The 12,557-nt window shown below is 61.6% G+C and carries 13 protein-coding genes and 6 pseudogenes; 8 read left to right on the top strand and 11 right to left on the bottom strand.

What is annotated here, in order from left to right; all coding sequences use genetic code 11:
* Positions 1-259: 259 nt before the first annotated feature.
* The gene (locus AC07FD_RS07980; protein ID WP_095090258.1) at positions 260-505 is read right to left on the bottom strand and encodes a helix-turn-helix domain-containing protein; all 246 of its coding nucleotides are present in this window, start codon (positions 503-505) and stop codon (positions 260-262) included.
* Positions 506-625: 120 nt separating this feature from the next.
* Between AC07FD_RS07980 and AC07FD_RS07975 the strand changes: the two genes are divergently transcribed.
* Positions 626-901 (top strand): DNA -binding domain-containing protein, encoded by a 276-nt coding sequence (locus AC07FD_RS07975; protein ID WP_478349389.1) that lies wholly within the window; start codon positions 626-628, stop codon positions 899-901.
* Positions 902-931: 30 nt separating this feature from the next.
* On the opposite strand, the gene AC07FD_RS07970 is transcribed toward AC07FD_RS07975, so the two are convergent.
* From AC07FD_RS07970 to AC07FD_RS07955, 4 genes and pseudogenes are all read right to left on the bottom strand, one after another.
* Positions 932-1,444, bottom strand: coding sequence for a DUF2285 domain-containing protein (locus tag AC07FD_RS07970; protein WP_245331279.1), 513 nt, complete (start codon positions 1,442-1,444; stop codon positions 932-934).
* A gap of 40 nt (positions 1,445-1,484) precedes the next feature.
* Positions 1,485-1,739 carry a transcriptional regulator domain-containing protein gene (locus AC07FD_RS07965; RefSeq protein WP_143748885.1) on the bottom strand — a complete coding sequence of 85 codons (255 nt, stop codon included), beginning with the start codon at positions 1,737-1,739 and terminating at the stop codon, positions 1,485-1,487.
* 31 nt (positions 1,740-1,770) lie between these two features.
* The gene (locus AC07FD_RS07960) at positions 1,771-2,403 is read right to left on the bottom strand and encodes an acyl-homoserine-lactone synthase (RefSeq protein ID WP_378924216.1); all 633 of its coding nucleotides are present in this window, start codon (positions 2,401-2,403) and stop codon (positions 1,771-1,773) included.
* A gap of 90 nt (positions 2,404-2,493) precedes the next feature.
* Positions 2,494-2,877, bottom strand: a pseudogene (locus AC07FD_RS07955) (helix-turn-helix transcriptional regulator); the annotation flags it as partial.
* 684 nt (positions 2,878-3,561) lie between these two features.
* Here AC07FD_RS07955 and AC07FD_RS07950 point away from each other — a divergent pair.
* From AC07FD_RS07950 to AC07FD_RS07935, 4 genes and pseudogenes are all read left to right on the top strand, one after another.
* Positions 3,562-4,527 (top strand): NUDIX hydrolase, encoded by a 966-nt coding sequence (locus tag AC07FD_RS07950; RefSeq protein WP_478349388.1) that lies wholly within the window; start codon positions 3,562-3,564, stop codon positions 4,525-4,527.
* Positions 4,528-4,590: 63 nt separating this feature from the next.
* Positions 4,591-4,719: pseudogene (locus tag AC07FD_RS07945) on the top strand (quinolinate synthase NadA); the annotation flags it as partial.
* Positions 4,709-5,045 (top strand): annotated as a pseudogene (locus AC07FD_RS07940) (ISAzo13-like element transposase-related protein); the annotation flags it as partial. The pseudogenes AC07FD_RS07945 and AC07FD_RS07940, both read left to right, overlap by 11 nt.
* Before the next feature lie 97 nt (positions 5,046-5,142).
* Positions 5,143-5,241, top strand: a pseudogene (locus AC07FD_RS07935) (hypothetical protein); the annotation flags it as partial.
* Positions 5,242-5,301: 60 nt separating this feature from the next.
* Here the strand turns inward: AC07FD_RS07935 and AC07FD_RS07930 are convergent.
* Positions 5,302-5,665 (bottom strand): annotated as a pseudogene (locus tag AC07FD_RS07930) (transposase); the annotation flags it as partial.
* A 342-nt stretch (positions 5,666-6,007) separates the two neighbouring features.
* On the opposite strand from AC07FD_RS07930, the gene AC07FD_RS07925 reads away from it, so the two are divergent.
* Positions 6,008-6,169 (top strand): hypothetical protein, encoded by a 162-nt coding sequence (locus AC07FD_RS07925; RefSeq protein WP_378926217.1) that lies wholly within the window; start codon positions 6,008-6,010, stop codon positions 6,167-6,169.
* Here AC07FD_RS07925 and AC07FD_RS07920 read toward each other — a convergent pair.
* The 4 genes and pseudogenes from AC07FD_RS07920 to AC07FD_RS07905 form a co-directional block, all read right to left on the bottom strand.
* Positions 6,166-7,044: a toll/interleukin-1 receptor domain-containing protein gene (locus AC07FD_RS07920; RefSeq protein ID WP_378926219.1), complete on the bottom strand. Its 879-nt coding sequence runs from the start codon at positions 7,042-7,044 to the stop codon at positions 6,166-6,168. The two genes, AC07FD_RS07925 and AC07FD_RS07920, sit on opposite strands and share 4 nt — an antisense overlap.
* A gap of 218 nt (positions 7,045-7,262) precedes the next feature.
* Positions 7,263-8,300 carry a nucleotidyl transferase AbiEii/AbiGii toxin family protein gene (locus AC07FD_RS07915; protein ID WP_379100196.1) on the bottom strand — a complete coding sequence of 346 codons (1,038 nt, stop codon included), beginning with the start codon at positions 8,298-8,300 and terminating at the stop codon, positions 7,263-7,265.
* A complete protein-coding gene (locus AC07FD_RS07910; RefSeq protein WP_095090522.1) occupies positions 8,293-8,886 on the bottom strand; it encodes a DUF6088 family protein in 594 nt (197 codons plus the stop codon). The genes AC07FD_RS07915 and AC07FD_RS07910 overlap by 8 nt, the downstream gene beginning before the upstream one ends.
* A gap of 384 nt (positions 8,887-9,270) precedes the next feature.
* Positions 9,271-9,629: pseudogene (locus AC07FD_RS07905) on the bottom strand (transposase family protein); the annotation flags it as partial.
* Between the two features lie 138 nt (positions 9,630-9,767).
* Here AC07FD_RS07905 and AC07FD_RS07900 point away from each other — a divergent pair.
* Positions 9,768-10,598 (top strand): type IV toxin-antitoxin system AbiEi family antitoxin domain-containing protein, encoded by an 831-nt coding sequence (locus tag AC07FD_RS07900; protein ID WP_379018035.1) that lies wholly within the window; start codon positions 9,768-9,770, stop codon positions 10,596-10,598.
* On the top strand, positions 10,585-11,502 hold the full coding sequence (locus AC07FD_RS07895; protein ID WP_478349387.1) for a nucleotidyl transferase AbiEii/AbiGii toxin family protein: 918 nt from the start codon (positions 10,585-10,587) through the stop codon (positions 11,500-11,502). Before AC07FD_RS07900 ends, AC07FD_RS07895 begins: the two co-directional genes overlap by 14 nt.
* Before the next feature lie 568 nt (positions 11,503-12,070).
* Here the strand turns inward: AC07FD_RS07895 and AC07FD_RS07890 are convergent.
* On the bottom strand, positions 12,071-12,557 hold a 487-nt coding region (locus AC07FD_RS07890), incomplete at its 5' end, for a TCP-1/cpn60 chaperonin family protein (protein ID WP_478349386.1).

Here is a 12,557-nt window from a genome sequence, read left to right as displayed (position 1 = left end):
TATTTTGATCAAACGGGACGAGCGAACGGCTCAGATCGTCAACCTGGGTCAAACTCAGCGCGCGCGCAGCCAGTTCCTCTTGCGTCAGGTCCTGCTCATGGCCGCGAGGGGAAGGTGGGCGGCCGAGACCGCCCGGAGCCGGCAAAGCAGATCGGGCTCGGTCCATCGCGAAGCAGATCCTGCGGTCTCGGCCCGCCGGACGCCTTGTTGAAGGATTCGACTTGAGGACGTTTCTCGCTGAAGCTCCCCTTATCGTGACCTATCGGTGGCGAGAACGAGGAACCTGTGCCAGCAGCTGGCAGGGATCGACCTCCAGAATCTCCGCTAGTTCTAAAAACTCAATGACGTCCAAACGACGTTCACCGCCCTCATACTTTGCGACGAAGGACTGTGGGCGGCCCAGCGCCTGCGCAACCTGGAGCTGGGTCAGGCCCTTGTTCTTTCGCGCCGCAATCAGCTGTTTCAGCATCTGGCGCTGGCGAGATGATCGAAGGGATTTCGGCATTTTGCGAACCGGCCATGAAGGAACCGGCTCGCCGACTAATCCCAGTTTCGGAGTATCCCATTTTAGGATATTGACCGGGCGTCAGGGCGGACGCGCGATCGTACAAACCGAGAGAGAGAATTGGGAAACAGATCGCGCCTCGAGCCTAATGAACCCGTTATCGACGAAGTCCCCTGGTCGGACAGTCTCACGGCCTACGACAGGGAGCATTTCACGATCTACATGCGGCTGCTGGACGCATCGGCCGACAACGCAAGCAAGGAAGAGATGGCGCAAGTCATTCTCGGCCTCGATCCGGCATGCGAACCGGAGCGAGCCCTAAAGTCGCTTGACAGTCATCTGCGACGTGCAAACTGGATGGTGAGGACGGGCTACAAGGCAATGTTCGGCAGCTGACCATTTGCTCGGGTGCGCCACACCGCATTTTCAAGTGAGCAGGTCCTTGTATCCATCGTTCATGAGGGCATGGCCGCGGCGTATGGCGCGACGGATCAGGTCGCGCAGATGATCGCGCGGATCTGCCCAATCGGCCCTGACGCGCGCTTGGCCAAGCAGGGCTTCGGCGATGACCCGGTGCGTTGCCCCCGACAGCGACCCATCGAGCGCACGAAGGACGAAGCGGAGACGTCGGCCACGCGCCTCCGCACGAAACAGGGTATTCGGCAGCCGTCCGCGCATCGCCAGGCTGTTGAGGCATTCAAGTGCCCATAGCCGATGCTTCGCCTGCCCGGCCGGCCAGATCGCGTCGACCTGCAGGCGCACGCGCTGAGCGACTGTCGCACCTGAAACCGCGAGCTGAAGATGTCGCTCAGCAGGGCGCAACAGAACGTGCTGGCGGCCGTTGCCTGCCAAAAGCACCGTGGCACGACATGGCGGCGCCGTCAGATCGAAAGCGGGCGGCGCGGCCGAGGAAGATGCCGGTTCGGCGGTGATCGGCAAGACGTAGGGACATTGGCGTGGACACCAGAATACACGCGCATCAGGCCGCAAGGAGTCCGCGAAACAAAACGCCCCACCGCGTCAGGTCGGCGCGCGACGCGATGATGTCGAGCGACCTTGGACTGCCCAGCCATTCGGCCCCCTCCAGTGCCTTGGCCAGATCGTTGCGGAATGCCGGATTGCGCCGCAAGAACTCCCAGGCCCACTCTCGCCGCGTCAGACGAAACGTATGCTGGTACGCCCTATCATCGCACCAGTCCGGCCAGTCGGCTCCGGTGTCCTCCACCGACCTCATGGACAAGCCCCACGGACAAACCGACCAGGCATCACATCGCGCCGCAGGCTATTGGCGCCCACAGAACCGGCCCATGGAAACCGCCATTGCGCCGAACGGAACCAAGCGTCTCGGCCGAGACGTCGAGATATCCGGCCACCGCGCGGGTTAGGCCGATCGCGTGCGGTTCGCCGATCCGCTCAAGCGGCCAGCCGGCGCGGCGCAGGATGCGCTCCATGCGCAGATCGGTGACCGTGACAATTCGCTCGAGACTGCATGACAGGCCGAATTCGATGATGCCGGCGAAGAGTTCGTAGGTGGCGACAGCCACGCCGCCGGCGCCCTTGGGGGTCGATGGCTGAAGATCGAGGGCAAAGCGGCTGCTTTCCCAGATATCCGGCTCGCTGGGCGCTGCCTTGCCTTCCAACAGCTCGGCAAAAGTGTTGCCCAGCATGGTGGGTCCGGTCGACGGAAGCAGCCGCGCGCATCCCTCGACAGCACCGCCGAAACCGCGCAAAAGGAGATAGTTCGGTTTCAAGGAATCGAAGCAATCGATCTCGTAGCGGCCGTTCGTCGGCACCTGCCAGTCCAGCCGCTCCTTGAAGACGCGGTAACGCAAGCGGTGCATTTCATGAAGTTCGTCGACAAAGTCGCCATAGCAATCGGGTGTAACAAGCTGAATCACGCTGGGCCTCCTTAAAGGGATCACCCTGGCATTGGAGGCGAACCTTCGGCACGAAGCATCCTGTGCAACTGTACAGGGTAAAGCTGCTTGTCAGAAAAGATCGTTGTTGGAAGCCGAAAGCTGCATCACGGCTTGCATGACTGTGCGCACGCCGAGCTTCTTCCTGGCATTGTCCAGATGATACGCGGCTGAACGGCGCTTGACGCCCAGGATACGGCCGGTCTCCCACGCTGACTTGCGGCGCGCCGCCCATTGCATGCACTCATATTCCCGCAGCGTCAGCGCAATACCACTTATCACTCGATCGGTAACAAGCTTGCGACGAATGTGAATATGGAAACAGGTCGCCATGAGTTGAAGCGCCTGTTCATAGCGCTCGGCGGCGAGCAGGAACGAGCGATTGGGTTCGTCAGCGGCAAAGGTCACGGCCGCGACACCGCCCCGGCGTTCGACAATCGCAATGGTCACACCGCAGCGGTCGGCTGTTCGGGAGCTGGTGGTTGAGGCGAAGCGAACCGTCCGGGTCGGCGCGCGGAAAGCGACCAGAGCGCGTTGACCAACGTCAAGCCGGCATCGCCGTGATCGCAGTTTTCCGCGCACCGAGCAAGCGGATGGGCCATCGGCTCGCCAGCGCTCGAGCTGGACGGCCGCGCAGCCGGTCCCCGCCATCAGCCGGGCAGCATTATGGAAAGCATGCTTGGCACCTCGTGCTGGGGGTCGAAAGGCAAGTCGACTGCCGTCAGTGCTCGTTTTTAGCCTGCTCCCGGCGCCAGGCATGCATGATCATCATGTTACGGCGTAACGCCGAGGGTGGCTGGCGGGCCAAGCAGCACGATGCCGACGCTGTCACCGACAAGAACGATGTCTCGCGGCGCGCAATCAACCAGCTTCGCGCTCGCCCTGCCCGCAGGCCAACCAGTGGCGTTCCGCGCCTGCGGGAACGAATATCCGGAGGTGTGATGGCATTGCGTCCCGACCGCGCTCGAAGGTGCCTTCCCTCACGTTACCGCCGGCCGGTGTCGCGTTTGAAGCCCATTGGTGCAGCTGGGAAGAGCTAAAATCACGCAATTGGTGGTGTTGACGCTCCGGCAGGCATGATAAAGATTGATTAAATCGATTGAGTTCCTTCGCGGCGGGGTTGCGACCATTTTGGGGAACATGGACGCAAAAGACACCAGAAAAGCCCGCGCCGGACGCAAGGCCAACGACGTCAAGGCGGATCTGATCGCTGTCGTGGTCGCGGTCACCGATGGGCACCCTTCCGTTCTCACCAACGGGCAGGCCAATGCACTTCCGTCGGACCCGTTCGAGTTCGATCACCGCTCGCTGCAATCGGGCCTTCGGGCATGGGTCGAACAGCAAACCGGTCAGCCGCTTGGTTACATCGAGCAGCTCTACACATTCGCCGACCGCGACAGGATCGGCGCCGAAAACCCGCAACGTGTGATTTCGATCAGCTATCTCGCACTCACCCGGCAAGAATATGCCAGAGACTCGGCCAAGCCCTGCTGGGGGAGCTGGTACGATTACTTCCCGTGGGAGGACCATCGCTCCGGCACGCCGCCGGTGGTGCTGGATGTTCTGCGCCCCCGTCTGATCGAATGGGCGCAAGGCGCGCCAGAGGTCGAGGCGCGTCGCGAGCGCCAGCGGCGGGCAGCAGTCGCTTTCGGCTTCGACGATCTGGGCTGGAACGAGGAGCTCGTTCTTCAACGCTATGAGCTGCTCTATGAGGCTGCGTTGATTGAAGAGGCGGCTCGCGGCGGGCAGCATGCGGGTGCCCTCGCCCCGATGCCGGGCAGATCGATGGTCGCCGATCATCGCCGCATCCTGGCAACAGGTATTGCGCGGTTGCGCTCCAAAATCAAATACAGGCCCGTCGTGTTCGAGCTGATGGCGCCGGTTTTCACGCTTCTACAGCTGCAGCGAACCGTGGAGGCGCTCGCCGGCAGGCTCGTTAACAAGCCGAATTTCCGCCGCCTGATCGAGCAGCAGGAGCTAGTCGAGGAAACAGGCGAGACCACCACGGAAACCGGCGGGCGGCCCGCCAAGCTTTATCGCTTCCGTCATGCCATTCTCGACGAGACGGTCATAGCTGGGACAAAATTGCCGCTGGCGCGGTCTTGACATCCTTATAGTCGGTGTAGAAATATCCCCTTATAACCAGATTGACTATAATTGGAGGCGCCGATGACGCGGGCGTTACCTACGGCCACCTCCCTATACGATCGCGTCAGCCGCGTGATTCCGTCAATCGAATGGTCGGCCTTCAGCGACGACATCGACGCAATCCTGGGGCTGAAGCGCCATCGCGGCGCAAGCGGCGGGCCAGCCCGTCATCTCGGTCGAAACCAAGAAGAATGAGCTCGTCGGCAACTTCAAGAATGGCGGAACCGATTATCGCCCGAAAGGCGACCCGCACCGCGTGAACGTGCACGACTTCGAGGACAAGAAGCTCGGCAAGGACGACGTGAGCGCCAACGCCGGCTTCGTCAGCGTCGGGCTCACGAGCGATATGGCCGAGTTCGCCGTGCAGTCGATCCGTTGCTGGCTCGAACGGTGCGCGCGTGCGGCTCTGGAACGTCGGGCTGCAAAGGCTTGCCGACGAGACGGGGCTGGTGATCCGCGTCCACCTCTATCCGCCGGGCACATCGAAGTGGAACAAGGTCGAGCATCGGCTGTTTGCTGTTCTGCCACATCACGCAGAACTGGCGCGGCCGGCCACTCACGGATCGCATAGCAGTGGTCGAACTGATCGGCGCCACCTCGACAAAGGCCGGTCTCAAAGTCGAGAGCGCACTCAACACGCGCAGCTACCAGAAGGGTGTCAAGGTCAGCAATGCCGAGATGAAGCGCCTCGACATCACAAGCGATCAGTTCCATCCTGAATGGAACTACTCAGGCCAGCTTCAGCACCTTCGCCTGACGCACCACAGGCAGAGTGTGGTCGCGGTCGATCATCGCTTTGCGCTCAGCAGGCCGGCCTTGCTGAGCGCGCCGGACAAAGAATCATTCTCCAGCGCCAGCTCACCGATCTTGGCGTGCAACGCCTTCAAATCGACCGGCGCCTCGCTCGAACCCGCCTTGTCCTGCCCGAACACGCCCGCGGCGCCTTCGAGCAATTGGGTCTTCCAGGTCGTAATCTGGTTCGGGTGAACGTCGAACTGCTGCGCCAGCTCCGAAAGCGTCTTCTCCCCCTTTACCGCGGCCAACGCCACCTTCGCCTTGAATGCCGGTGATGCGTCCGGCGGCTTCTCTTCGTCATCTCAACTCCGGATTCCCGGCGAGAATCCTCGCCAATCTCAGGCAGAAAATCCACTTATGCCACTGTCCGATTTTGCGGAGCCAGCTCTGTCCCCACGGCCCCGGCCATCGAACTCGTCGCGATGATGATGCGCTGGGGTCGGCATCTCAAGCAGTGGAAGGCCACGACGCTGGCCGACTTCGCGCGCGTGTCCCTGTCCACATTCGAACGTGTCGAACGCGGTGACAAGGTCAGCGACGAGGCGCTCGATCGGATTGCGCAGGCGATCGGATCGCGGGCGGCCCGATCTCTACAACGACATTCTGAAGTGCGTGGCCGAGCTCGAGCGTCGCGGGCTCCGTATTGTCGGTCGTCATGCAGGCGCCGCAGCCGGGACTGTCGGGCTGGAAGGTGGCCATTATCTCGGCGACGCCGCGGCTCACCGATCCCGGCGCGCCCAAGCGCCGCCATGTCCTGGTCGACCGCTGCTGCGTCGCGCTGCCGGCAACCGCGCTGGACGGCTAGGCAATGAGGGCCGCGCGTTCGGCGATGAACTGGGCGATCTGGGCGGGCGAAAAGCGGCGCGCATCGACATAGCCGTCGGTGCGGAACACGCCGTCGACGGCGCCGTCGTCGACGCGCACGAACATGACGCGCTGATCCTCGCGCGCCATGATGATCTCGCGGATGGCCCTGAACTCGACGCCGCACCAATCCTTGCGCTGATAGTCCTCACCGAGGAAGACGACGATCAGTTTGGACCGGTTGCGGTAGATGTCCTGGAGCAGGGTGTCGAGCGAGGGCCGCGCGAGCTGGGACACGTAATTGTTGTCGTAGAAATAGGCGTTGGGGCCGATGCGCGCCTCAAGCTCGCGGGCGACCTCTTCGACCAGCCGACGCGCCTCACCGGGGAAGGAGAGGCCGACATCGAAATTGTGCCGGGTAATGTCCACGGCCCGCCCTGCCTGCCGGGTCCATGACGGCAGCATGATGCCGCGTGCGGCGTGCAGTTCCTTGGGCAGGTTCACGTCCTTGACTGCCCAATGGGTGCGGTTCATTTCCCAGTTGCCGATGTCCAGCTCAAAACTAAGGGAATCGAAATCGGCCGCCGCGAGGAACGGATCGACCGGGATGATCTCGTATTCGATCCGCACCTGGCCGCGGCGCACGGTGACCTCGCGAATGAGGCCAAATTTCGGGTCGAGCTTACAGCCAGCCTCGTAGGCGAAGATAGAGGGCAGGCGCTTCAGCTCCTTCAGCGCCACTTGGTCGAGCGAGCCATACTGATCGGCGATCTGCTCGTCCGTATATTCATGGTGGCGGACGCAGCGGCTGGCATCAAGCACACAGGGATCGCCTTTCCACTGGTCTGACCATCCCGAGACAAAAAGATTGTACATAGCTTGCTTTCCAGGTGATGTCTTCGAGTCAGGGCAGAAGCCTCGTGAGGAAGGCCGCGAGCGCAGATTCCACGCTAGCAGGATCTTCGTCTTCGGTTTTCCATATTGCGGCTAACAGGCGACGCTCCAGGCCTGATGAGCTCGTTGGCAGCGATGATCGTGTCGGCTGAATGGTTTCTCGCGCACAGTCAGTTTGGAGTTCTCGGCAAATCGTGCGCCTACCTGTTGATGGTCCCCTGGAATTTCTCAATTCTGGAAAGAATGTCGTCGAATGACGGCGAGGTGTCATCGAACATCATCGGCGCCATTGCCCGATAATCCGCTCTGAGACGGTTGATCCGGGCTTCGCTTGGCATCAGCCGCAAAGTGCCTGGGCGCGCCGTATCGTAATTGGCCCAGCCCGAGCGAAAGAATGTCGCCTTCTGCTTTGCCACGGTTGCCAGCAGCTCGAGATCAGCGGCGGCAGCCTTGCCCTCGTCGGAGTCGAGCATCATGGCGAGGTCATAGTAGTGGCGCGAGAAATATTGCGGGGTCGCCCACTCTGCCGGACGATGGGCTTCCGCGTGCAAGGCAGTGGCTTTTTCCCAGAAGGTGCGCCATCCAGACAGGACCGTGACGGTCGTATCCGGATGTTCGAAGAAATCGGGAAAATCGTCGGCCGCGTAGGGGCGAATGACCTTCTTCTCGGCGGGCCATGGATCGCCGCGGGCGCCGAGCTCAAGCTTAACCCGTGGCGTGATGTACGCCATGCCTTGATACTCGGCCGTCGGAAGCACTACTGGGTAGTGGAAGTTCAGTGTCTGCGCGTCGGCTTCATCGATCGCTAACGACCACTCGTCGTGCTGCGGTTCGCCGAGTTCTTGGACGATCGCGGAACGAAGGGCAAGAAGCAGCTTGTCGGCTATATGCTTCTCAACATCTCCCACCAGGTCGTCGATGAGTTGACCTGATTTCTTCCGGCTGATGCCCTCCTTTTCTGGATCGCGATCACCTGTGTAGCCGAGATCGGCCCGGTCGAAGGACAAATCGATGTCCTCGGAGAAACGGCGGATGATGCCAAAGGCCTTGGACAGGGACGTTCCGCCTTTGAAGACTAGGCTGGCTGCGGCGTCCTCCGGAAGACCGAACAATCGTTTCAAGGTCCAGCAGACCCAGAAGTCCTTCTCGATGATCGTGTTGGCGACGCCGCGCCCGGCACCAGTTTCGCCAAAAAGCGCTGCCCGATCACTCGGCGGTAGAAGGGCGACCTTATCCATTCGCTGCGTTCGACGCTGTGTTGCCGATCGAGATCAGTGTCGGACGCATCCAGGCGGGAGCCTGAACTGCGTTGGACGCGAGTAGCCTCTTGTCGCTGGCCGACAGCCGGCGCGCGGCGAGCTGAGCCACATCGGCGGCCCGCACCGGCCCGACGTGGCGAAGTGCTTGGACGACTGTTCCGGCAGGACTGCCCGGTGCGATCAGATGCTTGGGCGAAGCGTGACGCAAATCGACCACGCGCTTACCCAGCACGATCCGGCGCGAGGGCCCGTCCGTCAAATAAAGGCTCTTTGCGGGAACCTGCGTCGAGAGGCCGAGCGCATTGGCGGCGTGCGCGCCGGCGATCTGCGCCTTTGAACCAGTCTCCCGCGCGAGCGCACGCGCGACATCGTCGGGAGCCGGTGAAAGCTGGCCCAGCTTCGGATGGACCTTCGGATAGTCATAGAGGCCACGCGCCAGGCGGCGCAGCTTTCCACTCTTGACCAAGCGGGAGAGGGCCTGATCGAGAGCAGCGCGCCCCGCGACGTCGAGGAAGTCGCTGGGCGTGAAAACACCGCCACGCCCGCCGGCGCGGGCGCGGCGCATGACCCGATCGGGAACTGATGTCATGGCCGTTTTCATGCGTCAGAAAATAGGCTATCTTTTTCTGACATTCAAGATGCAAAACGTGCGAAAGGGGCAGAAAGGGTGTCCCGACAACCCCCACGTGGCTTGCGAATGCCGTCGCGGACCTCATCCTCCGTGAGAACTTGTCCGTCGCCCTGAGCTTGCACTGAATTCCAACATGATGCGACGGATCGCCATAGCGTACGCCAAACAGATCAACACCATTCCGCCGCTGGCCGCGCCTGCCGTTCCTCGGAACGTTGGGATCGCCGAGCAAGCTTCGCCATAGCGCGACAGAGGTAAAATTGATTGTAATTATGGTCGTCATTCACTCCCCTGATAGGTTCAGACGGGTTTCAGGGCCTAGATCCAGGGCCCGGACTCATAACCAAGGCCGACGATCGCAGCGGTGCAGACCGCCGCTGGGTAATTTGACGGCAAGAGGCTCGCATCGTATCGCAATGAGCCGGCAGAACATGCGTTCGACGGCGTTTCGGTCGTGGTAGAGGACAGGCGAGAGGCAGTTCTGCCATCGCCGGCCGCCTTTGGCGCGATGGCCGCGGGGCTTCGATCAGGCGGCGGGTCGCGTCCGAATCATAACGCTTGTCGGCCTGCAGGATCCGGGTGTGTGGCAGACGTTTCAGTGGCTGGGCTCCCCTCCAATCAGCGACCTGGCCGCCGATGAGCTTTAAGGCGGTGGAACGACAGGCCGGTCGCGTCAATAGGTCGTCTCCGTCTTTGCTGGATCGCATCATGTTCAAAGGTCGGCATTTCCTCCTCCAGATGCGTTTTGCCCTGGTGGTTTGAATATTGCGCCTTTATGCCTACCGTTGATGGGTCGAAAATACGAACCTCCGAACTTGCCTGGCGGTTTGGACTCGTGTTATTTTCCCCTACCAATGATAGGTCGAAAAAACGAAAAAATAAACCAGCTTCATCGCCTGCTCCCCGAGGGGCTAGTGGTCGATACTGCTTGGCTGGATGAATACGGCTACCGTCGGCAGTGGCGTGAAAAATACGTGGCGCAGGGTTGGCTCGAAGGTGTCGTCCGCGGCGTCTATCAGCGACCGATCGGCAACGTCGAGCAGACCATGGCCTGGCAGCGCGTGATGATCTCGCTCCAGCGACTTCTCGACAAAGCCGTGCATGTCGGCGGCCGCAGCGCCCTCGAACTGCAGGGCCTGACCCACTACCACCGCTTTTCGGGCAAGCCTAAAATCCACCTCTATGCCTATGGCAGCCTGCCTGGCTGGGTCCAGCGGATACAGACCGACGCTCAGTTCGTCGAACACAAGGCAGACAAGCTCTTCGATGCCGACGCACCTGGAAGGACGCGCATTGTATGGGGACATTGGGGATGGGAGCTCGATGTCTCCGCGCCGGAGCGAGCACTTTGCGAGCTTCTTGACCTTCTCCCATTCCGGGAGACCTTCCATCAAGCGGACGTTCTAATGGAGTCGGTTCGCACTCTGAGCCCGAAGCGGGTTCAGGCAGTGCTGGAAGCATGCGGCTCCGTGAAGGTGAAGAGACTGTTTCTCTGGTTCGCCGAGCGGCACGCCCATCCGTGGTTCGGCCGGCTCGATCTCAAACGTATCGACCTTGGTCGTGGCAAGCGCCAGATCGTGGTCGGGGGTCGGCTGGACAGCAAGTATCAGATCACTGTGCCGGAGACACTCGATGCCGGCGTCTGAGGCTTACCGCGCGCAAGTCAGCCTCCTCGTTCGGGTCCTGCCACTCGTTGCTGAGGAGGCTGTCTTTGCATTGAAGGGTGGCACGGCCATTAATCTCTTCGTCAGAAACCTTCCGCGCCTGTCGGTCGATATCGATCTGGCCTATCTGCCGGTCGAGGATCGCGCGACTTCCCTCGCCAATATCGACGCTGCGATACGACGCATTGCTGGTCGAATAGCGAAGAATGTGCCGCGTAGCCGCACCCAGGTAGTGCCGCTGCACAGTGATGGCGCTGCCACAAAGGTGCTGATTGCCTCCGACAGTGTACAGATCAAGATCGAGGTGACGCCTGTCATTCGTGGCTGCGTTTACGCGCCCGAAACGCGGGCGGTTTGCGACCGAGTTGAAGAGCTCTTCGGCTATGCCGAGGTGCCTGTTGTGTCCTTCCCGGACCTCTATGCCGGCAAGATAGTCGCGGCCTTGGATCGGCAGCATCCGCGAGATCTGTTTGACGTCAGGGATCTGCTCGCGAATGAGGGCGTGTCCGATGAGCTGCGGCGCGCCTTCATTGTGTACATGCTGAGCCACAACAGGCCGCTGGCGGAGGTTTTGGCGCCGACGCGCAAAGACCTGCGCCGGGAGTTTGACGCTGGATTTGCTGGCATGACGGAAGAGCCCGTGACCCTGGAAGCGTTGTACGATGCTCGTGAAGCTCTAATCGCCGAGGTCGTTGGCAAGATGCCTGCCGAGCACCGGCGTCTTCTCCTATCCTTCAAGGCCGGCGAACCTGACTGGAGCTTGTTTGGTGTGCCCGGAGCCGCGGAACTGCCGGCAGTGCGCTGGAAGGTCGACAACTTGGCCAAACTTTCCAAGGGCCGGCGCGAAAAGCTGCTATCAGATCTCGAGCGGGCGCTCGCGAAATGACAGAAGTGGGATGCGTAGGGACGTCGAAGTGAACGGAGCGGGGCGAGGGCGACGACATGGAATTGTGCTCCGCAGTGGTTGGTTCGCAGACTGCGGAGCTGGCCATGTGGAGTGCCAGGGGTCGGCGCTTCAGAACAGGGCGGAGCTGAGAGGTTAGGCCATGGCCCGTCTCTTCGTCGGTGTTACGGACAAGGCCTGGTTCGATCAGTTGAGGCGCCTTGGAGCGCGGTCGCGTGGGCAGAAATCCTGCATGAAGGAAATCCGCTCTCGGTTTCGTCATTCACGGCGTGTTCGGCGCATTTCGTCACGCTTCGGTGCCAGCTGGCGCTGGCTGACAGGGGCGCTCGACGCAAGCATCGCGCGGCATGGGCCTTGCAGAACGAAAAAGGGCGGCATCGCTGCCGCCCTTTTTCGTATCTGAAGGCTGAATGGGTTCGATTAGAAATCCAGGCTGCCCCTCAAACCCGCTTGCGGGTTGAGCATTGTCAGTTGATGGCGTGCTTTATGGAGTTCTCATTGCGAATGATCTTATCCGAAAAGTCTGCAACTTTTCAGGATCATTCGTCAATTAGAAGTCCATGCCACCCATGCCACCCATGCCGCCCATGCCGCCGCCGCCCATGCCGCCAGGCATGCCGCCGCCAGCCGACTCCTTCTTCGGAGCCTCCGCGATCATGGCTTCGGTGGTGACGAGCAGGCCGGCGACCGAGGCCGCGTCCTGGAGAGCGGTGCGCACGACCTTCATCGGATCGACGATACCCATGGCGATCATGTCGCCGTATTCGCCGGTCTGGGCGTTGTAGCCGAAGGTCGCGTCCTTGTTCTCGAGGATCTTGCCGGCAACGATCGAGGCTTCAGCTCCGGCGTTGGCCGCGATCTGGCGGGCCGGAGCCTGCAGCGCACGGCGCACGATGGCGATGCCAGCGGTCTGGTCGGAGTTGGCGCCGACCGCCTTGATGCTCAGCGAAGCGCGCAGCAGGGCGACGCCGCCGCCAGCAACGATGCCTTCTTCCACGGCCGCGCGGGTCGCGTTGAGGGCGTCATCGACGCGGTCC

This window comes from Mesorhizobium waitakense (assembly GCF_056431085.1).
Note: the sequence above shows the minus strand (reverse complement) of the source record. Positions and strands in the feature narration are given on the sequence as shown.